A 19,811-nucleotide genomic window follows, 5' to 3' on the forward strand; every position below is an offset into this window, starting at 1 on the left:
GAGTTCTGAGGTTGTGGATACCGCCTCTGCCGCCGGTACGCCGGTAGCTAAATTCGTGTCCCGTGAGCCACGATTGTGCCGTCTCTGCAACAGTTACGGGCGATTTAACCCTTATCGCAGCCGGTTCGCACCGGCGCCGCTTTTTGGCCACACCTGAACATGAATAAAATCGCTCTAAGTTTTAGGGGCTGCGGAGTGCTCGCGGCAGGCGACGGGAAATCCCAAGGTCGATTCAAATCTTGGGTCTGATGTTCCGGGTCTGACAAGGGTTCGCCAAGGAAACTGAACAAGGAAACTGGGCCAAGGAAACTCGGCCAAGGAAACTGGTCGCGATGGACGCCAAGACCAACATCAAGCAGAGGCTGCCGAGCCGTCACGTGACGGAAGGCCCTGCGCGCGCCCCCCATCGGTCCTACTTCTATGCCATGGGTCTGACCACCGAGCAGATCCACCAGCCCTTCGTCGGCGTCGCCTCCTGCTGGAACGAGGCTGCCCCCTGCAACATCGCCCTGATGCGCCAGGCGCAGGCGGTGAAGAAGGGCGTCGCCTCCGCCGGCGGCACGCCCCGTGAGTTCTGCACCATCACCGTGACCGATGGCATCGCGATGGGCCATGACGGCATGCGCTCCTCGCTGCCGTCGCGCGAGTGCATCGCCGATTCCGTCGAGCTGACCGTGCGCGGCCACGCCTACGACGCCCTCGTCGGCCTTGCCGGCTGCGACAAGTCACTGCCGGGCATGATGATGGCGATGGTCCGCCTCAACGTCCCCTCGATTTTCATTTACGGCGGCTCGATCCTGCCCGGCAATTTCCGCGGGCAGCAGGTCACCGTGCAGGACATGTTCGAAGCCGTCGGCAAGCACTCGGTGGGTGCCATGTCGGACGAGGACCTCGACGAGATCGAGCGCGTGGCATGCCCCTCGGCGGGCGCCTGCGGCGCGCAGTTCACCGCCAACACCATGGCGACCGTCTCGGAAGCGATTGGCCTCGCGCTGCCTTACTCGGCCGGTGCCCCGGCACCGTATGAAATCCGCGACGCCTTCTGCATGACCGCAGGCGAGAAGGTCATGGACCTGATCGCGTCCAATCTCCGGCCGCGCGACATCGTCACCCGCAAGGCGCTGGAGAATGCAGCGGCCGTGGTCGCTGCCTCCGGCGGCTCGACCAATGCTGCGCTGCACCTGCCGGCGATCGCGCACGAGGCCGGCATCAAGTTCGATCTGTTCGACGTCGCCGAAATCTTCAAAAAGACACCTTATGTCGCGGATTTGAAGCCGGGTGGCCGTTATGTCGCCAAAGACATGTTTGAAGTTGGCGGCATTCCGCTTCTGATGAAGACGCTGCTCGACAACGGATTTCTCCACGGCGACTGCATTACGGTCACCGGTCGAACGATCGCCGAAAATCTCAAGAGCGTGAAATGGAATCCGCACCAGGACGTGGTGCACCCGGCCGACAAGCCCATCACCGTCACCGGTGGTGTGGTTGGTCTGAAGGGCAATTTGGCGCCAGAAGGTGCGATCGTGAAAGTCGCGGGAATGTCCAACCTGAGGTTCACCGGTCCGGCGCGTTGCTTCGACCGGGAGGAGGACGCGTTCGACGCCGTCCAGAACCGCACCTATCGCGAAGGCGAAGTCATCGTGATCCGCTACGAGGGCCCCAAGGGCGGTCCTGGCATGCGGGAAATGCTCCAGACCACCGCGGCGCTGACCGGGCAGGGCATGGGCGGCAAGATCGCGCTCATCACCGACGGCCGCTTCTCCGGCGCCACCCGCGGCTTCTGCATCGGCCATGTCGGGCCTGAGGCCGCCATCGGCGGTCCGATCGCACTGTTGCAGGATGGCGACATCATCGAGATCGATGCCGTCGCCGGAATCCTTAACGTAAAATTGAGCGACGACGAGCTGGCCCAGCGCAAGACCAAATGGAGCCCTCGCGCGACGAACCATACGTCGGGTGCGCTCTGGAAATATGCTCAGCAGGTTGGGCCAGCGGTCGATGGGGCAGTGACCCATCCGGGTGGCGCGCACGAGAAACAGTGCTATGCGGACATCTAAGGGTACCATAGTTGCGTTTGTGTTGGGGGCAGCTGCGCTGGCCGCGCCGGCGTTCGCCCTCGACGGCTCGCCGGTCAATCCTCGGGATGCGACCATCCCTGTCGTGACCACCCTGCCGGGCGCTGCGGGCACGGTGCGCAAGAGCGCTCCGCCGGTGGCAGTGGCACCCCAGGAAACCTCGCTCAGCGCCCTGCAATATGCCGCCGAAGGCGGCCATCCGATCGCGCAGTGGAAGCTCGGCCGCATGTACGCCAATGGCGACGGCGTCGCTCAGGATGACGTGCGCGCCTTCGAGTATTTCAGCCGGATTGCCAACGCGCATGCCGAGGACAGTCCGTCGGCGCCGCAGGCGCAGGTCGTGGCCAACGCCTTCGTCGCGCTCGGCCGCTATTATCTGAGCGGCATCCCGAATTCGAAGATCAAGCCGGACCCGGACCGGGCGCGGGAGATGTTCTCCTATGCCGCGTCCTATTTCGGCAATGCGGACGCGCAGTACGATCTCGCCCGGCTCTACCTGAAGACGCCGGACGCCTCGCGCGAAGACTTCCGCTACGGCGCGCGCTGGCTCGGCCTTGCCGCCCAGAAGGGCCAGCACGAGGCCCAGGCGCTGCTGGGACAGATGCTGTTCAACGGCGACCGCGTGCCGCGGCAGGCCGCGCGCGGCCTGATGTGGCTGACGCTTGCGCGTGACAGCGCCGGCGCCGACGAGACCTGGATCAAGGAAAACTACAACCGCGCTTTCGCCAAGGCGTCGGACGACGACCGCGCCATGTGCCTGCAAATGCTGGAACAGTGGGTGCAGGGCCGCCGCGAGTAATCGCGTAGAGGCGAGCAGGTGCCGTAGGGTGGGCAAAGGCGCTTTGGCGCCGTGCCCACCATCTCTCTCCGCAATTACGAGTCGTGGGCACGCTTCGCTTTGCCCACCTACGGCAGTTGCGACTGCCACTCGCTCCCACCAACTCCGCGTAAGGCCTAAGCCGCCTCCAGATCCAGATCCGCCCATACCGGCACGTGGTCCGACGGCTTCTCCCAGCCGCGCACGTAGCTGTCGATGCCGACATTGGCGAGCCGGTCGCTGGCCTGCGGCGACAGCAGCAGATGGTCGATCCGCAGGCCGTGGTTCTTCTGCCAGGCGCCCGCCTGATAGTCCCAGAAGGTGTAGAGTCCCGGCTCGTCGGTGACCGCCCGCAACGCATCGGCGAGGCCGAGGCCGAGCAGGGACTGAAAGCTCTCCCGCGTCTCGGTCTTGAACAGGGCGTCCTCGGTCCAGGCCGCCGGGTTATGCACGTCGCGGGCGTGCGGGATGACGTTGAAGTCGCCTGCGAGGATCAGCGGCTCCTCGGTCTGAAGGCGTTCCTTCGAATACTCAAGAAGCCGCGACATCCATTTGAGCTTGTAGGGATATTTGTCGGTCCCGACCGGGTTGCCATTGGGCAGATAAAGGCAGGCGATGCGCAGCACCCCGCGCTTGAGCGTGACCACGCCCTCGAGGAAGCGGGCATGCACATCCTCGTCGTCACCGGCGAGCCCCGACTTGGTCTCGTCGAACTTGAGCTTCGAGAGCAGGGCGACGCCGTTGAAGGTCTTCTGGCCGTGCGTGACCACGTTGTAGCCGAGCGCCTCGATCTCCAGCCTGGGAAATGCCTCGTCGACGCATTTGATCTCCTGGAGGCAGACGATGTCCGGCTGGCACTCCCTGAGCCAGGTCAGGAGCAGGTCGATCCGCTGCCGGACCGAATTCACGTTCCATGTGGCTACTCTGATGGTCATTGGTGGGGCTCCGGGCAGGGGCCATGGTTAGAACAAACTGCAAACACGCCCGTCAAGGACGCCGCAAAATCTCCCACAAAATTAACCCGGCTTAAGCAGGCCGCAGGCCATTGATACGGAAAAGGTTCCACGGATGGGATGGCCGGACAGATCCGCTACATTGATCGAGCCGCGTGACGGCGTGACCGCCGGTCTCGGCGAGCGCGAGCTGCGTCGTATTCGCGCCAAGCAGATCGAGGCGGTGACGCAGCTGATCCCGGTGACGATGGCCGTCACCATGCTCAACGTCGCCATCGTGCTGATCCTGTTCTGGGGCCGGGGCTGGAACGACTTCCTCGCGATCTGGGGCCTGACGCTCGCTACCACCGCCTCGCTCGCGGTGCGATCATGGCGACGATCCCATCGGGATCCGCCGCAGGAAGCCACAAGCCGCGCGATGCGGCAGACGACGCGGCAGGCGTTCTTCATCGCCGCGATCTGGGGCACGCTGCCGCTCGCGCTGTTCAGCCGGGTCGAGCCGACCGGCCAGCTGATCCTGGCCTGCCTGATGGTCGGCATGATGTCGGGCGGCGCCTTCACGCTCTCGACCTTCCCGCGCGCCGGCCTCGTCTATCTCGCGACCATGACGATTGCCTGCGCCGACGCGATGCTGTTGTGCGGCACCGGGCCCTATGCCATGACCGCGGTGTTCCTGCTGCTGTTCGCGTTCTTCATGGCGCGCAACATCGTCTCGCAGGGCAATCTGTTTCTCGGCAATCTCAACGCGCAGCTCGAGCTCGAACGCCAGACCGAAATCATCTCGCTGCTGTTGAAAGACTTTCAGGACAACGCCAGCGACTGGCTGTGGCAGACCGACGCCGAAGGCCATCTGGTCGACGTGCCCGAACGCTTCGCCGATGTCGCGCAGCTGCCGCTTCCGCTTCTGAAGGGATCGCACTTCGCCGACGTGCTCGACATGCTGTGTCCCGAGGACAAGGCGGCCGCCTACAACATCGTCGGCCTGATGGAGCACGCCGAGCCGCTGCACGAGATGAACCTCAAGGTCGTCGCCGGCGGTGAAGCGCGGCTGTGGTCGCTGACCGCAAAGCCGGCCTACGACCGCGACGGACAATTTCTGGGCTATCGCGGCTTCGGCCGCGACGTCACCGAGCGCTGGCGCGCGGAGAAGGCCGAAGCCGAGAGCCGCGCCAAGTCGGACTTTCTGGCGGTCATGAGCCACGAAATCCGCACGCCCATGAACGGCGTGCTCGGCCTTGCCAGCATGCTGCTGGAGACCAAGCTCGACCCGGAGCAGCACGAGGCCGTCACCACGATCCGCGAATCCGGCGACAATCTCCAGCGCATCCTCAACGACATTCTCGATCTCTCCAAGCTCGAGGCCGGCCGTTTCCAATTCGAGGCGATCGACTTTGCGCCGCAGACGCTGGTCGAGACGGTCGCGACCGTTGCCCGTGCCAGCGCCAAGAGCAAGGGGCTCACGGTCAAGGTCGAGCTCGATCCGAACCTGCCGCCGACGCTGCGCGGCGACGTCGCGCGCATCCGCCAGGTGCTGCTCAACCTCGCATCGAACGCCGTGAAGTTCACCGACCAGGGCGAGGTGACGATAGCGGCGACCTGCCCGGCGCGGCGCGATCTGCTCGCGACCGTCGAATGGACCGTGACCGACAGCGGTATCGGCATTGCGCCCGAGAAGCTCGGACAGCTCTTCTCGGACTTCGCCCAGGCCGACGCCTCGATCAGCCGCCGCTTCGGCGGCACTGGCCTGGGGCTTGCGATCTCCCGGCGCATCATCGAGCAGATGGGCGGCACCATCGGCGTCACGTCGATGCCGGGCGAGGGCTCGACCTTCCGCTTCACGCTGGTGCTGCCCTGGAGCCAGGCCCAGGCCTCCGACCATGACGCGGGTCGCGACGAAGCCGACGATCTCAAGGCCCGCATCGTGACCCTCGACCGGCCGCTGAAAGTGCTGGTCGCCGAGGACGACGCCGTCAACCGCATGGTCGTGAGCAAGATGCTCAGCGCCTTCGATGTCGAGCTCAGGGTCGTCACCGACGGTGTCGAGGCTGTGGAGGCCGTGTCCGAAAGCGATTACGACGTCGTGCTGATGGATGTGCGCATGCCGGAAATGGACGGCCTTGCCGCGACGCGCACAATCCGCGCCGAAGGCGGCCGCTTCGCCGCGTTGCCGATCATCGCGCTGACCGCCAACGCCTTCCCCGACGATATCAAGGTCTGCCGCGAGGCCGGCATGTCCGACTTTCTGGCCAAACCGCTCCGCAAGCCGGCGCTCGTCGCGGCCCTGCTGTGCGCGCTGGACGGACACGTGATGACTGAGGACGCGCTGCTGCAGCCGGAGCTGATGCCTGATGAGTTGGAGTGGACCGACGAGGAAAGGCAGATGACGGGCGCGTAGACGGCGGTCGGGCCGTGTCACCGACGCACCGATAGAGGTACTCACCCATGTCTTCGCTGATCGTGATCGGTCGTCTCTTCCTTCCCTACAGGGGGCATATCAACGACATCGGCTTTTGCAGCGGCTCAGACCAGACCCTATCACATCGTCCTCCCCGGCCTGAGAGCGTGCCATACGATTTCTGGTGTTCGGACAGGTTCCTATCCTTGGGCCGCGACGAAGCGAGCTCTTCAATCGGAAGCGTGGAAGTCAGCGAGGCCTTGGTCTACGACAATCGAATGCATTCGGAGATCGACTTTACCGGTTTCAGCGTGACGGTGTCTTTGCAAGAACACGCATACGAAGCCTATTTGGACTATATCGGCGAAGTGCGAATTGAGCTTGGCGATCTCGATGCGTGGGATGGCCGCATTCTGCTTCGCATTCCTTCGCGGCCGTTCGCATTTCCGCTGCCGCGTGGCAGCACTACCCCGTGGGAGACGAGAAAGCCGGTTGTCGGCCAACTGAAGTCGATCAGAGGGTTCGCCTTCGATGAGATCGAAATTCAGGCGCTTCGAGACGAGCAGGGCCGCAAGGTGAAGTTCGACCACGGCACGTGCGAAGAGCGTGCTGGTTGGCAGCCAGCCTTGTCCCTGCGGGCTCAACGGAGCGCGAGCGCTTGACGGCGCCGATGCTGCGCTCCCCTGCGAGCTTGCACTGCGCCAATGGCAGAACGGGCGTCGGCGACGAAGGACGTATGTTACGCCTTCACCCGCGCCGCTCCGGCGCATAGTCGAGCGGCAGCACCGTTGTCGACTTGATCTCTTGCATGACGAATGACGACGACACGTCTGCGAGCGTGATCCTCCCGATCAGGCGCTGGTACAGCCTGTCATAGGCGGCAACATCCGGAATGACGGCCTGCAGCAGATAATCGACATCGCCGGTCATTCGATAGACGCCGATGATCTCGGGAATGTCGCGCACGGCATTCGAAAACCGCTCGAGCCAGCTCGCGCTGTGCTCGGTCGTGCGCAGCGCGATGAACGCGGTCAGGCCGACATTGATGCGGCTTGCGTCGAGCAGCGTCACGCGGCCCTTGATGATGCCCTCATCCTCCAGCCGCTTGATGCGGCGCCAGCAGGCATTGCGGGAAAGCCCCGCCCGTTCGCTCAGCTCGTCCAGCGACAGGGCGGCATCATGCTGTATCAGGTTGAGGAGCTTGCAATCTGTTTCATCCATTATCCCAACAATACGCTAAATAATCGTCCAAATTCAACCGATACAGGGCATATCGTGTGATATTTGGGACATCTTCCTGGCCCGAATCCGCTAGGAATTGCAAGCGAACCGCGCCCCCTGGAGCCTCGCATGCAAACCACTCTGCACCGGCTGTTTCTGTCCCATCCGCACAGTGTCGATGAATCCTATGGCGAGCATTTCCTGTTCGCGCTCGGCTTCGCGGCGCGCCTGTTCGGCGCCGCATTGGCGGCGCTGGTGCACGCTGTCATTCCCTGCCTGTTCGAGACCACCGCCAGCCGCATGATCCGGCAGATGCACGAGCGCATCACGCGTCGCGGCCACGCGCTGCAGCCCGCCGAGTAGCCCGCGCCTCGATCCAGAGCCGGGGGAACAAGCGTGTGTCGATGGTTGGCCTACCTGGGCAAGCCGGTTTTCCTTTGAGGACTAGACTGCGGTGCACGACGCTTCATGAGTGGCGTCTGCCGGCTGCTGGTTTCAGGGATGATGCCCCGTGAGGCAGGTGGTCCTATTCCCTTCAATGAATTTCTTGACTGAGGCTATCCACATACGTCTTGGCTTCCAGGAGGTCGGCACCCGTTTCCGCCCGGACAAGAGCAATTGCCGCAATGGGGTTGCGGTCGTGCACCAGTCTGTTCACGCGCTCCAGCACATCGTCTGGCAACCTGATCCGAGGATTTGGATCAGCCCCACGAGTCTCCGCGCGGATCGCTGAAGCGATTTTGTCGGTCCACTTGACCACGTCCGCATAACGCTCGGCGTATCCGCACGCGACGAGCGCGGCAGTCTCGTGCTCGAATTCAGCCGCCGGCTTGAACGGTTCTGAACCTGAACAAAGCTGCGTCCCATCGGGGCCATAGTCGCATGCAGTTTCGAGATATGCCTCGAGCAGGCGTTCGAATAACGCGTCGGGAAGCTCACCACAGGCAAGCACGCCCGCCCGTGTCTCAGGAGCTGGGAAGAACCTATACACAGCGAACGTTTCCTCGCCCGGACGCCGCTTTGCATCAACGTATTGCTGCCGAGTCATGCCTTGGTGGCCACTCCCGGTCGCTACCAAAGCCAAGGCGACCCCGAGTTCCCAAAGCACGTAGCAGCCGTCCTCGAACGGAGTTTGTGCGTAATGCCAATAGTAGCCCGGCGGGTCGACTGGTTCGAGCGTCATCGAAAGGCGACGCGCGAGACCAACGGCAAGTTCCGCAGCCAATCGAAGGCGCATCGACGGCCGATCGATCATTCCGTCATCCTGATCATTCATGATCGATCAGGTTTCCTTTCGCCAATTTCTGGGATCGTCATAGGGCGAGCCACCCACGTCGGCATAGCGTTCGCGATAATCCTTGGAGTTGCAAAGGTAATTTCGCAAAAGAAAGATCCGGAAGCGCCTTGCGGCTTCCGCACGTTCGGCCGGAGAGCGATAGCCGGCATCGTCTGCGGCAAGCGCCTCCAATCGTTCCAGACTGGACACACGGCCGTACAACCACAGGGCATTGTACGCGCCTTGATCCTCCTGAATCATGGCAAATTCGGAGGAAATGCCGATGTCGTTCAATCGACGGACGGCAGCCTGGAACGCGGGGTCGGCCTCGTAGTATGTACGCGCGGCCTGCATGCTCTCGCCCAACTGAGCTTTTTCTTCCGCAGTGGCGTCACGTCGGTTGAACATGATGGTATGGACTTCGGCTCGACCGAACTGAAGTGCGACTGTGGTGTAGAAACGATCATTCAATTTGAAGTGCCGAAAATATCGGTAGTATTTGAGAAGGCCGCGCCCTCCGGCATCGTGAAGCGGATTGAAGAGCCAGCGCCAGCCATTCTCGATCCCGAAATGCGTTGGCGGATTGTGAGAGGTAAAGCGTTTCAAACGAGCTGCGACTATGTTGCTCAGTAGCGAGCCCGGTTCGAGGAGGCGCAAGAACAAGTCATCCGGTTGACCGCTCCGCGCGGCCATGGCTAGTTAACCTCGCGCGTCAGCGGGTCGTCAGCACCCTGGACCAGCTCTACCAATCGCGTTGCTTCATCACCGACCGCGGCGAGGCGCCACCATGGTGCCTCGTCGGCAGTATCGGGCAGCCACACACCATCGATCCAACGCGCTGCTAACGCTTTGACCACGTCTATTCTGTTACCCTTCAGCGCCGCGAGCCTGACATCCGCGGGAATGCCGGCCAGGGCCTTGCGCATGTCCAGATCGACGTCCCGCTCCTCGAGCTCCTGGCGCGACAAATTGGCCCCGTCCCAGCAGCCCGTCATCTGCATCGCGCGGCCGATCTTGTCCGTCCATATGAAGGCATTGCCGGCTGGCCGGACGTAATCCAGCGCCGCAAGCGCATCCATCGCGGGCCTGATGTCGTCATGCGGGACAAAGGGCAGGCGCGTGAGCGACGGATGACCCTCCTGGCCTGCAACCAAGAGCCACGCTTCAAGGACCTCGTCGATCGGCGGCAATTTGACCTGGCTATCCCGCGATCGCTCCGCAACGAAGTGCGCAATCCGGTCACCATCGATCGCCAGTTTGTTGTCAGGAGTCGCGACTCCCAGCTGATGGAGAATGAGCAACGCGCCTTCATAGGCAGACAGGCCGCCTGAACCATCGAGCTTGGCGCCAACGCGGGTGCGCGGCTCGCCCGGCTCACAGCGATCCGTGGTGGCGCGCACAAGGGAGGCGGCAAGCTCGCCGTAAAGTCTGTGATTTCCCATCGCGCGAGCGATAGCATGGGCAATGTGGACGAACCGTAAAACCTGGTGGTGACGGACGACTGGGATGTGGCGCTACGATAGCGGGGCCTGTGAGGCGGCGGATGACGCTTCGCTCATCCGCGGATGTCGAATGAAGCAATCCAAATTTCTGCAAATCGTCGTGAAGACATGTGCCGGTATATCAACCATAACGTGGAAAGTAGTATAATACTCCTTCCACAACCACCCTTATTCTTGGAATCGTAATCTCCGCTAGCCATCCTCCCGGCGCGAACATGCCGGGAGGGCGATGCATGAATGCGGTGCTGGACATCTATGACGAGCAGCGGCCGGGCGCCGAACGCCAGTTGCGTCACCGGCTCGAATTGCCGGCCGAACGGATAACGGCGCGCGACCTGATCCGGAGCCGCATAGAAGCGGACGTGGCCATCCATAATGCCATGGAACGTGCACGCCTTGACGGGACGATCGCCGCCCAGGACGCCAACCGCGACACGCGCAACGAATGGCTGGTGTTGCCCGGCTGGGTCGAGCGTGCCCTGAACGGCCTGCGCGCATATGGTCCCGGCCTCGAACGTCTGCACCCGATCAAAAGCGAGCCCTTGGTCGCAGTCGCGCTCGAGGCCTTCGCGAAGAACGGTTTCTTCATGATCTTCGACGGCCGTCAGATCGTTGATCTCGACGAGGTTCTGACGGTCAAGGAAGACAGCGCCGTGACCTTTCTCCGTCTCGTGCCACTCGTTGGCGGATGAGCGGAAGCGCGAACCGCCACCCTCGCTCACCGCTCGCCGCTTGCTGAAGGATGCTTGTCCATGGCGCTGTTCGACGTGTTCAAATCGAAGGTGCGGACCCTCGAAGATTGGTCGCCCGACGTTCCGTGGTCCAATGTCGACGTAGCCGCGCTTATCGCGGATATGCGCCGGACTAACGTTCCGGCGCTGGACAAGATCATCATCGACGTCATTGACGATCATGGTCGGCACCGCTGGTTGGAGGTGAGAGGCGAGGTGCGTCGGGTTGTCGAGGCATTGTACGAGGCCGAAAAGATGCGACTGCTCGGCCGGACAACCCTAATCGAGGCTGCATTACAATCCCTGTTTGCTCGCTTTGGCTGCCGCCCGGAACACGGGTCTTTCTTTCACAACATTCATGACTGGGAAGGACTCATTCGCGACGCCATCCACGCAAGTGGCGCAATGAACATGAAATTGGATGATCTGGCGACCCTGGACATCGTGCGCGCCGCACGGTGCAGGCTCAGTCGCGGAGCGAGGCGAGAACTTCGCGACATCGCTCGACTGCTTGTCGAGAAAGTCCCTGAACCGATGAGCGCCGTTCAGCGCCGCTCGCTGGTCGATCTCGCCGGATTAGTCGACAAGGCGCCGTGGAAGGCCTGGGATTACCGGGAGGTGCTTCAATCTATCGAGCCAATGTTCGCCAAGATCGGCCGTCCACTTGCCGAGAGCGATGTCTTCGTCAAGGATCAACAGCTGAAGGGGATTGCTGAAGCCGCGTTTGAATATGTTTGCGGAGGAATAAGCCCGCCGCTCAAAACGGTGATCCGAGGAATATATGAGGACGACAGCGCCCGGGATTTCGAGAAGCGCCCGGGCATTTCCGAGTTGCAGGCGTCGACGCCTGAAGCGAAGGGTGAATTGCTCGCCCTGATCGTCGACGTTTACCTGCGCGTCGTCGCACTTCGCGATTCAAAGGCTCCCAACTTCCCTGCGTACAACGAGATCAGCGCGCACCTTGCAATCGCACGACTTGTTCCCGGCACAAAGCTTGTGACGCACAGAGGGAATTACGCCAGCGGGTTGGGCGAACTCGTTGCAGTCGTGCTCAAGAAAAAGATCATCGCGGATGACCGGACGTCGGCGGAACTGCTTGCGACGATGCCAAGGTGGGACGCCCTGCAGGACATGCGTGTCGTGAAAATTATCCTCGCGACGATCGCCGCCGGGCCCGCGCCGCTCACCCGAAAAGCCGCTCAGGATCTCCTTTCGGATACTTCGGCGACCTTCGATGGAAAGGGACGCGCATCTCGCGTCCAGGCGCTGGAAGCACTCGGTGCTGCGCTCGAATCCCGCGCGTTCGCCACCGATCCTGGGCAATCGATCGAGCTGCCGCTCCCTCCGCGCCCCGTATTCGAACCCATCACGGCCAAATCCGTCGTGCTCAGGAGCCTATGGGACTATTACGGCGATCTGTCGGACTTCCGCAAATGCTCGGCGGAGGACCGCGCCTATGTGGAGCAGTGCCTTCGCAGACCGCCACCTCGCCCGCCGGCCGAAGGAACGCTCTCACTGATCCAAGCGGCAGCGATGGCCCTGCGCGCGCTCAGCACGGCTGATGAGGCCGACGTAGACGCCGGACCGTTGCTCGCGCGCATGGGCAAGCTGTCGGAGATTCCGCAGGAGCTGCGCGCGCCGTGGAAGTCGCTGCATATCCGCGCGCTCGAGCTGGAGGGAAAGAGCAGTCCATCTGGCAAGTGGCTCAAGGCGGCTCACGAGACGCTTTCCGGCCTCTCGCCCCAGCAGAAGATCGCTTTTCTTGGGGCGGTGCTCGATATGCCGGGGCCCTCCGGGGTTCTTGCCCGAGCGGCGGTCTACCTGGCTGCGGAGTGGTCGCCCGACGCCGTCGGACCCATGCTGGCGCGGCACGCTCAGAACGTGTGTTTCCAAAGCATTCCGTCCTGGGGCATGCGCGACGAGCGCCTGGGCAACGCCTGCCTGTGGGCCTTGATCCATTTGCCGCAAGGCGGCGGCGTGCCCTATCTCGCGCGGCTGCTGTCGCGGGTGAAATATCCGAAGGTGAAAAAGCGCATCGAGGCGGCGCTGAACGAGGCGGCGGCCGAGGCGGGCATCACCCGCGGCGAGCTCGACGAGCTGTCGGTCCCGACCCATGACCTCGATGCTCACGGCACCGCCGAAATCGCCGTTGGCGAGGGCGCGGCGCTGCTTGCGATCGCGGGCACGGCCTCGGTCGAGGTGACGTGGCGCGCGGCGAACGGGAAAGTCTCGAAATCTGTCCCGGCCGTCCTCAAGGAGCGCAAGGATGCCATCAAGGCGGTCAAGGCGCTCGCCAAGGAGATCGAGGCCGATCTATCCGTCCAGCCGCAACGCCTGCAACGCTTGTGGCTCGATGACCGGCGCTGGGCGGCGGAGGTCTGGCGGCAACGCTATGCGGAGCATCCGCTGGTTGGCGCGCTGAGCCGCCGGCTGATCTGGAATGTGCATCACGGCGACGATCGGGTCGCTGTCGCATGGTCGGGTGGCGGCATGACCGACGTGAGCGGCAAGCCGGTCTCGATCGACGGCGCGGAGATCACACTCTGGCACCCGATCGGCTGTACGGTCGGGGAGGTGATGGCCTGGCGGGAGAGGCTCGGCGCGCTCGATATCACGCAGCCGTTCAAGCAGGCACACCGGGAAGTGTATCTTGTCACCGAGGCCGAACGGCGCACCGGCGCCTATTCGAATCGTTTTGCCGGGCACATCGTCAAGCAGCACCAGCTCATGGCGCTGGCGCGCCTCAATGGCTGGATGGTGACGCATCGGATCTGGGCCGACAGGCCCAACGACGAGCCGACGCACATCGTGCTGCCGCGGCAGGGTCTCGTCGCGGAATTCTGGACCGCGGGCGCCGGTGGCGATGATCCCGAGGTCACCGATGCCCAGGCGTATCTCTATCTGACGACCGACCAGCTCCGCTTCTACCGGATCGCAAATCCTGCCGAGGCCGTCGTCGCATCGGCTCGCGGCCCGGAAAGGGGAGCAGCCGCCAACATCGAGGATGTCCCGCCGCTCGCGCTGTCCGAGGTGATGCGCCATTGCGACCTGTTCGTCGGCGTCGCCTCCGTCGCGAATGACCCCAATTGGGCCGACGGCGGCCGAGACGCTGAACACCCCAACCAGTGGCGCCGTACGATCGGCGCCGATTACTGGCAGGCACGGGCTTTCGGCGATCTCGGTGCGATGGCCGAGACGCGCCTCGCCCTGTTGACGTCCCTTCTGCCGAGCCTTGCCATCGGCAAGGTCAGCCGTATCGTCGATGGCAAATTTCTGCGCGTCGAGGGCAAGCGGCACGCCTACAAGATCCACCTTGGCTCCGGCAACATCCTCATGGAGCCTGCCGGCCGGTATCTGTGCATCGTCCCGGCGACCGCGAATGTGGCTCGGGCCGACGTGCGCTTGCCGTTCGAGGGCGACAACATGCTCTCGATCATCCTGTCAAAGGCAGCGATGCTTGCCGACGACGACAAGATCACCGACGCCAGCATCCTGAGCCAGCTCGGACGGTGAACGCGGACGGCGAGTTTTGACTGACCGGGCGTGTCCCGTCGCACTCCCCGTGAGGATCTCGCGATGATTACACCTTACCCCTGTTTTGCTCGACGCATCAAGTGATATTCGAAAAAGCAGAAGTGCTCAGTACCGGTGTCCCGGCTACTGTGCATGGGGTTGTTTTTCAGATTTTGAATCTGATCAGATCGAGAAGCTGGTGCCGCAGCCGCAGGACGCCGTGGCGTTGGGATTGTTGACGCGGAACGAGGCGCCGATCAGGTCGTCGACGAAATCGACCTGCGAGCCTGCCAGGAACGGCTGCGAGGCGGAATCGACCAGCACCACTGCGTTCTCCTGCTCGATGACAAGATCGTCGTCGGTGCGGTCGCGGTCGATGTCGAACTTGTACTGGAAGCCGGAGCAGCCGCCGCCCTCGACCGAGATGCGCAGCATCGCGCCTGTGCCTTCGCCCTTGAGGATCTCCCCAATCCGGCGGGCGGCGCGGTCACTGATGGTCACGGCAGTCGTCATGGCTCGTCTCCGATAGGCCCGCGGTCATGCCAAGTTCACTTGGTATCCCGCGTCCGGCATAGTTAAGTGCAAGGATACGCAGAATCAAATGGATAGGGACTAAATTCGTCGTGTCCGTCGGAATGGCAGCCCCTCGCGCGCCCTATGCCTGCGACCCTGAGCGCAGCCGTGGCCGGCTGGTCGCGGAGCCCCCGAGCCGGACCCGGAGCCCGTTCCGGCGGGATTGCGACCGGGTGATCCATTCGACCGCATTCCGCCGCCTGAAGTACAAGACCCAGGTGTTCGTGTTCCACGAGGGCGACCATTACCGCACCCGGCTGACCCATTCGCTGGAGGTGGCCCAGATCGCCCGCGCGCTGGCCCGCCAGCTCGGGCTGGACGAGGACCTCACGGAAACATTGGCGCTCGCCCACGACCTCGGCCATCCGCCGTTCGGCCATGCCGGCGAGCGGGCGCTGGATGCCTGCCTGAAGGACTTTGGCGGCTTCGACCACAACGCCCAGGCGCTCCGCGTCGTCGGCTCGCTGGAGCACCGCTATCCCGAGTTCGACGGGCTCAACCTGACCTGGGAGGCGCTGGAGGGCATCGTCAAGCACAACGGCCCGCTGACCGATCGTAGCGGCGCGCCGGTCGGGCGATATCGCGAGCACGGCATTCCCGTCGGCATCGCCGACTATATCAAGACCTACGATCTCGAACTCTGGAGCTTCGCCTCGCTGGAAGCGCAAGTGGCCGCGATCGCCGACGACATCGCTTATGACGCCCATGACATCGACGACGGCCTGCGTGCCGGGCTGTTCCACCTCGACGACCTCAAGGTGATGCCGCTCACCGCCGAGATCATCGCCGAGACCTCGGCGCATTATCCCGATCTCGAAGACGTCAGGCGCGGCGCGGAACTCGTGCGCGAGCTGATCTCGCATCTGATCGGGGCGGTCTTCGCCGAGGCCGAGAGGAACTTGGCCGCCGCGAAACCGCAATCGGCCCAGGACGTGCGCCAGCAGAGCCGGGCGCTGATCTCGTTCCCGGCGGCGGTGGCCGAAGAGGAGGCCGCCATCAAGCGCTTTCTCTATCAGCACATGTACCGCCACAAGCGGGTGATGCGGGTGATGGCGGAGGCGGAACAGATCCTGTTCGACCTGTTCGCCAAATACCTGACATCGCCGGCCGATCTGCCGCCGGAATGGCTGGTGGGGGCGCAAGGCGACGACGAGGGCGACCGGGCCCGCCGGATTGGCAATTTCATTGCCGGAATGACCGACCGTTTCGCTCTGACCGAGCACCAGCGGCTCTTTGACTCGACCCCGGATTTGCGTTAGGCGGCGGCCATGCCCGACACATCCTCAAGCCCGCATCTGTTCGCCGACGTGCTCGCACGCGTGCACGCCGTCTGCCGCGCGCTCGCCGCGGACGCCAGCTGGCCCGAGGGCATCGATTTCTCGCGCGTGGTGGTCGAGCCGCCGCGCGATGCCTCTCATGGCGACATGGCGACCAACGCCGCCATGGTGCTTGCGAAAGAGGCAAAGGCAAAGCCCCGCGATCTCGCCGAGCAGATCGCGGCGCGGCTCCGCGCCGACGCGCTGATCGCCAAGGTCGACGTTGCGGGCCCGGGCTTCATCAACTTGACGCTCAAGCCCGCCGCTTGGGCCGAGGCACTGCGGACCGTGCTGCGCGAGGGCGCCGATTACGGCCGCGTGCGCGGTGGCTCCAGGGTCAATGTCGAATACGTCTCGGCCAACCCGACCGGGCCGATGCATGTCGGCCATTGCCGTGGCGCCGTGTTCGGCGACGCGCTCGCAAGCCTGCTCGAGTTCGGCGGCCATGACGTCACGCGCGAATATTACATCAACGACGCCGGCGCGCAGGTCGACGTGCTCGCACGCTCCGCGTTCCTCAGGTATCGCGAGGCGCTCGGCGAGGACATCGGCGCGATCCCGGAAGGCCTCTATCCGGGTGATTATCTGAAGCCGGTCGGCGCGGCGCTCGCGCAGGAGCACGGCGACAAGCTGCTCGCGATGAGCGAAGCGCAATGGCTGCCGACGGTGCGGGCCAAGGCGATCGCCATGATGATGGACGAGATCAAGGACGATCTCGCGGCCCTCAACATCCGCCACGACGTGTTCTTCTCGGAGCGCTCGCTGATCGAGACCGGCAACAACAAGGTCGCCGAGACCATCGATTTCCTGAAGGCCAAGGGCGACATCTACGAAGGCCGCCTGCCGCCGCCAAAGGGCGCACCGGTCGAGGACTGGGAAGACCGCGAGCAGCTGCTGTTCAAGGCGACCGCTTACGGCGACGATGTCGATCGACCGCTGATCAAGTCGGATAATTCCTACACCTACTTCGCCTCCGACATCGCCTATCACAAGGACAAGTTCGACCGTGGTTTTGCGGAGATGATCGATGTCTGGGGCGCCGACCATGGCGGTTACATCAAGCGCATGCAGGCGGCCGTGAAGGCCACGACGTCCGGCAAGGGCGCGCTCGACGTCAAGATCGTCCAGCTCGTGAAGTTGCTGCGCAACGGCGAACCGGTGAAAATGTCGAAGCGGAGCGGGGACTTCGTCACCTTGCGTGAGGTGGTGGATGAGGTCGGCCAGGACGCCGTCCGCTTCATGATGCTATACCGCAAGAACGACGCGGTGCTCGATTTCGACCTCGCCAAGGTCATGGAACAGTCGCGCGACAATCCGGTGTTCTACGTCCAGTACGGCCACGCCCGCGGCCACTCGATCTTCCGCAATGCGCGGGTCGAGGTATTCCCCGACCTGCCGGAAGATGCTGGCAAGCGCATCGCCTGGCTCGGTGAGTCGGCGGTGGAGCGGCTCTCGGACCCCGTCGAGCTCGATCTTCTTAAGCGCCTCGCAATTTATCCGAGGATGCTGGAAGCTGCCGCGGCGGCTCATGAGCCGCACCGAATTGCTTTCTATCTCTATGACTTAGCGAGCGAATTTCACGCACTTTGGACGAAGGGGCGCGATTTGCCCTATTTACGCTTCATTATCAATAATGATGCAGATCTTACAAAGGCGCGACTGGCCATGGTCCAGGGCGTCGTCTCGGTCCTGGCATCGGGCCTCGCCATCCTCGGCGTCCATGCCCCGGACGAGATGCGGTAGTTTGGGGCGAACTACTTAAGGGGAATTTTGGGGTAACCGGCAGAAGCCGGATCGCTTAGACTTGGTTGAAAGCCTTGTGGGTCGAAAGCCGCGCCTTGGTCGAGGGGCGCGCGGCTTTCCCGAAGGGACGCATCATCACGATGGCCGATCGATATCACGACAGACCGTTTCCCTCCGACGACTATGGTCGCGGCAACGACCAGCATGGGAAGGCGGAAAGCGATCCCTTGGCCGAACTCGCCCGCCTGATCGGGCAGACCGATCCCTTCGCGGCACAAGGACGGCCGGGCGCGCGGACGCCGGCAGCGCCTGCGCCCACGCAAAGCTATCAGGACGACGACTATCAGCAGGACGACTACCAGCAGGACTATGCCGAGCCACCGGCGCCGCCGCCTCAGCCCGGTCCGCCTTCATGGATGCGGCGCGCCAATGTGCAGCCGCAGCCGGCACCGGCTGCCGAGCCTGACTATCCTGTTGACGTAAACCCGGTTCATCCACTGCATCGCTACTCGGCCCAGCCGGCTGCGCCCGCGCCTGATTATCATCAGCCGCAGGCCTCGCAGGATCACGGCTATCAGGATCAGGCGTATCAGGACCAAGCCTACCAGCAGGATCAGGCCTATCAGCAGCCATACGAGCAACCCGATCCGGCGCGCTACGATGATGCGCTCTACGGCCGGCTCGAGTCCGGCGAGCAGGACTTTCAGCGCGATCCGGCCTATCCAGACGACCCTTACGCGTTCCAGAGCGACTATCCCGAGGACGATCTTGAGGAGGAGCCGAGGAAGTCGCGCGGCGGCATGATGACGGTGGCGGCGATCCTGGCGCTGGCCGTGGTCGGAACCGGCGCCGCTTTCGCCTACAAGACCTACATGGGCTCGCCCCGCAGCGGCGAGCCGCCGATCATCAAGGCCGACAACACGCCGACCAAGATCATGCCAGCGCCGGGCGACTCCTCGGCCAAGGTGCCGGACCGCATGGTGAGCGGTGACGGTAGCGAGAAGATCGTCCCGCGCGAAGAGGCGCCCGTCGACGTCAACGCCAAGGCCGCCGGTCCTCGCGTGGTGTTTCCGCCGCTGAACCAGAACGCGAATCCGCCGCCGGTCGCGAGCGTATCGCCGTCCACCGTTCCGCCGCCGAGCGCCGGTCCGATGCCGAGCAACGGCACGATGCCGAACAACACACCGCGCCCGATCAAGACCGTGCCGGTGAGGGGCGATCAGGCCGACGTCACCTCGCCGCAAGCCGCAGCTCCATCGGCCGCCAAGCAGGTGGCTGTGCCGAAGCCGGCTGCTGCGCCGCGGACGCCGCCGACCTCGGCCAATGCCAGCGCCAACCAGCCGCTCTCGCTGGCGCCGCAGGCCGCGCCCTCCGAGCCGCCGCAGCGGATTGCTGCGACCAATCCGACGCAAACCGCGCCCGCCAGCAGTGGCGGTGGCGGCTTTGTCGTGCAGGTCTCCTCGCAACAGAGCGAGGAGAGTGCGCAGGCGTCGTACCGGGTGCTCCAGGGCAAATATGGCAGCGTGCTCGGCTCGCGCTCGCCGGTGGTCAAGCGGGTCGACCTGACCGACAAGGGCAAGGGTATCGTCTACCGCGCCTTCGCCGGGCCCTATGGTTCGGTCGAGGAAGCGACGCAAGCCTGCAACAATCTGAAGTCTGCTGGCCTGCCGACCTGCTTCGTCCAGAGGAATTAGCG

The 19,811-nt window shown here is 63.7% G+C and carries 16 protein-coding genes; 10 read left to right on the top strand and 6 right to left on the bottom strand.

Annotation, left to right across the window (positions count from 1 at the left end; genetic code table 11):
* The first annotated feature begins 332 nt into the window (after positions 1-332).
* Complete coding sequence (gene ilvD / locus IC761_RS17200; protein ID WP_195804363.1) at positions 333-2,057, top strand: dihydroxy-acid dehydratase; 1,725 nt, start codon at positions 333-335, stop codon at positions 2,055-2,057.
* A complete protein-coding gene (locus tag IC761_RS17205) occupies positions 2,044-2,874 on the top strand; it encodes a tetratricopeptide repeat protein (protein ID WP_195804364.1) in 831 nt (276 codons plus the stop codon). Before ilvD ends, IC761_RS17205 begins: the two co-directional genes overlap by 14 nt.
* 155 nt (positions 2,875-3,029) lie before the next feature.
* Here IC761_RS17205 and xth read toward each other — a convergent pair whose 3' ends face one another.
* A complete protein-coding gene (xth, locus tag IC761_RS17210; RefSeq protein ID WP_195804365.1) occupies positions 3,030-3,827 on the bottom strand; it encodes an exodeoxyribonuclease III in 798 nt (265 codons plus the stop codon).
* 133 nt (positions 3,828-3,960) lie between these two features.
* Between xth and IC761_RS17215 the strand changes: the two genes are divergently transcribed.
* Together IC761_RS17215 and IC761_RS17220 are read left to right on the top strand one after the other, a co-directional pair.
* Positions 3,961-6,240 (top strand): hybrid sensor histidine kinase/response regulator, encoded by a 2,280-nt coding sequence (locus IC761_RS17215; protein ID WP_195804366.1) that lies wholly within the window; start codon positions 3,961-3,963, stop codon positions 6,238-6,240.
* A 47-nt stretch (positions 6,241-6,287) separates the two neighbouring features.
* Positions 6,288-6,902 carry a hypothetical protein gene (locus tag IC761_RS17220; protein ID WP_195804367.1) on the top strand — a complete coding sequence of 205 codons (615 nt, stop codon included), beginning with the start codon at positions 6,288-6,290 and terminating at the stop codon, positions 6,900-6,902.
* Positions 6,903-6,987: 85 nt separating this feature from the next.
* Here the strand turns inward: IC761_RS17220 and IC761_RS17225 are convergent, their stop codons facing one another.
* Positions 6,988-7,461, bottom strand: coding sequence for an Lrp/AsnC family transcriptional regulator (locus IC761_RS17225; protein WP_197959417.1), 474 nt, complete (start codon positions 7,459-7,461; stop codon positions 6,988-6,990).
* Positions 7,462-7,590: 129 nt separating this feature from the next.
* Here IC761_RS17225 and IC761_RS17230 point away from each other — a divergent pair, with 129 nt between their 5' ends.
* Positions 7,591-7,824, top strand: a complete 234-nt coding sequence (locus IC761_RS17230) for a DUF6356 family protein (protein WP_195804368.1) — start codon at positions 7,591-7,593, stop codon at positions 7,822-7,824.
* 172 nt (positions 7,825-7,996) lie between these two features.
* On the opposite strand, the gene IC761_RS17235 is transcribed toward IC761_RS17230, so the two are convergent.
* Genes IC761_RS17235 through IC761_RS17245 form a run of 3 tightly spaced genes read right to left on the bottom strand, consistent with a single transcriptional unit; the run spans position 7,997 to position 10,179 of the window.
* Complete coding sequence (locus IC761_RS17235) at positions 7,997-8,737, bottom strand: hypothetical protein (RefSeq protein ID WP_195804369.1); 741 nt, start codon at positions 8,735-8,737, stop codon at positions 7,997-7,999.
* Between the two features lie 6 nt (positions 8,738-8,743).
* Entirely contained in the window at positions 8,744-9,430 is a 687-nt protein-coding gene (locus tag IC761_RS17240) for a hypothetical protein (RefSeq protein WP_195804370.1), read from the bottom strand.
* A gap of 2 nt (positions 9,431-9,432) precedes the next feature.
* Positions 9,433-10,179 (bottom strand): hypothetical protein, encoded by a 747-nt coding sequence (locus IC761_RS17245; RefSeq protein ID WP_195804371.1) that lies wholly within the window; start codon positions 10,177-10,179, stop codon positions 9,433-9,435.
* 293 nt (positions 10,180-10,472) lie between these two features.
* On the opposite strand from IC761_RS17245, the gene IC761_RS17250 reads away from it, so the two are divergent.
* Both IC761_RS17250 and IC761_RS17255 read left to right on the top strand, forming a co-directional pair.
* A complete protein-coding gene (locus IC761_RS17250) occupies positions 10,473-10,931 on the top strand; it encodes a hypothetical protein (protein WP_195804372.1) in 459 nt (152 codons plus the stop codon).
* Between the two features lie 60 nt (positions 10,932-10,991).
* A complete protein-coding gene (locus IC761_RS17255) occupies positions 10,992-14,483 on the top strand; it encodes a DUF4132 domain-containing protein (protein ID WP_195804373.1) in 3,492 nt (1,163 codons plus the stop codon).
* 183 nt (positions 14,484-14,666) lie between these two features.
* On the opposite strand, the gene erpA is transcribed toward IC761_RS17255, so the two are convergent.
* On the bottom strand, positions 14,667-14,996 hold the full coding sequence (gene erpA / locus IC761_RS17260) for an iron-sulfur cluster insertion protein ErpA (RefSeq protein ID WP_027529739.1): 330 nt from the start codon (positions 14,994-14,996) through the stop codon (positions 14,667-14,669).
* A 122-nt stretch (positions 14,997-15,118) separates the two neighbouring features.
* On the opposite strand from erpA, the gene IC761_RS17265 reads away from it, so the two are divergent.
* The 3 genes from IC761_RS17265 (at position 15,119) to IC761_RS17275 (ending at position 19,809) form a co-directional block, all read left to right on the top strand.
* On the top strand, positions 15,119-16,315 hold the full coding sequence (locus IC761_RS17265; RefSeq protein WP_246791540.1) for a deoxyguanosinetriphosphate triphosphohydrolase: 1,197 nt from the start codon (positions 15,119-15,121) through the stop codon (positions 16,313-16,315).
* Between the two features lie 9 nt (positions 16,316-16,324).
* Positions 16,325-18,115, top strand: coding sequence for an arginine--tRNA ligase (gene argS, locus IC761_RS17270; RefSeq protein WP_195804375.1), 1,791 nt, complete (start codon positions 16,325-16,327; stop codon positions 18,113-18,115).
* A gap of 140 nt (positions 18,116-18,255) precedes the next feature.
* Positions 18,256-19,809 (top strand): SPOR domain-containing protein, encoded by a 1,554-nt coding sequence (locus IC761_RS17275; RefSeq protein ID WP_195804684.1) that lies wholly within the window; start codon positions 18,256-18,258, stop codon positions 19,807-19,809.
* The last annotated feature ends 2 nt before the right edge of the window (positions 19,810-19,811 follow it).

Origin of the sequence: Bradyrhizobium commune (assembly GCF_015624505.1) — a bacterium.
Classification (GTDB): domain Bacteria; phylum Pseudomonadota; class Alphaproteobacteria; order Rhizobiales; family Xanthobacteraceae; genus Bradyrhizobium; species Bradyrhizobium commune.

Excerpts from the sequence above, each read along its gene's own strand:
- IC761_RS17250 (WP_195804372.1), top strand. The coding sequence starts at position 10,473 with ATGAATGCGGTGCTGGACATCTATGACGAGCAGCGGCCGGGCGCCGAA.
- IC761_RS17235 (WP_195804369.1), bottom strand. The coding sequence starts at position 8,737 with ATGAATGATCAGGATGACGGAATGATCGATCGGCCGTCGATGCGCCTT.
- erpA (WP_027529739.1), bottom strand. The coding sequence starts at position 14,996 with ATGACGACTGCCGTGACCATCAGTGACCGCGCCGCCCGCCGGATTGGG.
- IC761_RS17215 (WP_195804366.1), top strand. The coding sequence starts at position 3,961 with ATGGGATGGCCGGACAGATCCGCTACATTGATCGAGCCGCGTGACGGC.
- IC761_RS17275 (WP_195804684.1), top strand. The coding sequence starts at position 18,256 with ATGGCCGATCGATATCACGACAGACCGTTTCCCTCCGACGACTATGGT.
- xth (WP_195804365.1), bottom strand. The coding sequence starts at position 3,827 with ATGACCATCAGAGTAGCCACATGGAACGTGAATTCGGTCCGGCAGCGG.
- IC761_RS17265 (WP_246791540.1), top strand. The coding sequence starts at position 15,119 with ATGGCAGCCCCTCGCGCGCCCTATGCCTGCGACCCTGAGCGCAGCCGT.
- IC761_RS17220 (WP_195804367.1), top strand. The coding sequence starts at position 6,288 with ATGTCTTCGCTGATCGTGATCGGTCGTCTCTTCCTTCCCTACAGGGGG.
- IC761_RS17255 (WP_195804373.1), top strand. The coding sequence starts at position 10,992 with ATGGCGCTGTTCGACGTGTTCAAATCGAAGGTGCGGACCCTCGAAGAT.
- IC761_RS17205 (WP_195804364.1), top strand. The coding sequence starts at position 2,044 with ATGCGGACATCTAAGGGTACCATAGTTGCGTTTGTGTTGGGGGCAGCT.
- argS (WP_195804375.1), top strand. The coding sequence starts at position 16,325 with ATGCCCGACACATCCTCAAGCCCGCATCTGTTCGCCGACGTGCTCGCA.
- ilvD (WP_195804363.1), top strand. The coding sequence starts at position 333 with ATGGACGCCAAGACCAACATCAAGCAGAGGCTGCCGAGCCGTCACGTG.
- IC761_RS17230 (WP_195804368.1), top strand. The coding sequence starts at position 7,591 with ATGCAAACCACTCTGCACCGGCTGTTTCTGTCCCATCCGCACAGTGTC.
- IC761_RS17245 (WP_195804371.1), bottom strand. The coding sequence starts at position 10,179 with ATGGGAAATCACAGACTTTACGGCGAGCTTGCCGCCTCCCTTGTGCGC.
- IC761_RS17240 (WP_195804370.1), bottom strand. The coding sequence starts at position 9,430 with ATGGCCGCGCGGAGCGGTCAACCGGATGACTTGTTCTTGCGCCTCCTC.
- IC761_RS17225 (WP_197959417.1), bottom strand. The coding sequence starts at position 7,461 with ATGGATGAAACAGATTGCAAGCTCCTCAACCTGATACAGCATGATGCC.